Below are 810 nucleotides of genomic sequence, written 5' to 3'. Positions count from 1 at the left end.
TACGCAAAGAGACTGACCTCGACCCGATAGACATACACCTGACGCGAATGATGGCAAAGATAAGCTTCAAGTACGTGACGGCAGAAGCTGCAAAAGGACTGGTCGTGAACCGCGTCATAATCAACAATATGCCCGAGGACATGCGAATGGAGGAGACGCCAAAGGAGGAAGACTACCCTGTAGGCGACTTCCCCACACGCTCCGTAACTCTTGACAAGCAGCTTGTATCAGGCAGCGTATACACCTTCTACATGCCGGCCAACCGACGAGGAAAGACCACGAACACCGATCCTAAGCTGAAAAACAACGACGCTCCCGACAAAGCGCTCTATGTACAGCTCTTCGTATCGTCCAAAACCAACGGGTCCAACTATCTGTACACCATATACCTCGGCGAGAACGACTATAACGACTTCAACGTACGCCGCAACCACAACTACAATATAACGCTAAATATAAAATCGGAGAACCGCGACGACCGTGTGCTCGCAGCCCCCGCCAACTGTTATGTGCTCGGCTTCAAAGAGGAGATCATGTTTGACCCCTATAACCGCACCGAAACCGGCGGCGGATGGAAATACTCCGACTATGTGAACAAGAAAGACCCCGCCAAGAAAATAGCCCAAGTCAAAGTACTGTGGCAGGAGCAGAACGTTATAGGCGACAACACAAAAGGCGACAAAGTGTGGCTCGACGAGTACAACCGTGTGCACGTGAAGTCGCTCACTACTGCCGGCAATGCCGTGATAGCGGGTTACAACGAGGCCAATGAAATTGTATGGTCATGGCACATATGGGTCAACGATGACA

Annotated in this window: 1 protein-coding gene; it reads left to right on the top strand. The window is 51.1% G+C overall.

Annotated features, from left to right (window positions below; all coding sequences use genetic code 11):
- Positions 1-47 precede the first annotated feature (47 nt).
- A partial coding sequence (locus FW767_RS12960; RefSeq protein ID WP_235898136.1) for a DUF4906 domain-containing protein occupies positions 48-810 on the top strand: 763 nt, incomplete at its 3' end.

The organism is Heminiphilus faecis, from assembly GCF_008728965.1.
Taxonomy (GTDB): Bacteria; Bacteroidota; Bacteroidia; order Bacteroidales; family Muribaculaceae; genus Muribaculum; species Muribaculum faecis.
This window is presented reverse-complemented; position numbering and strand designations above follow the sequence as displayed.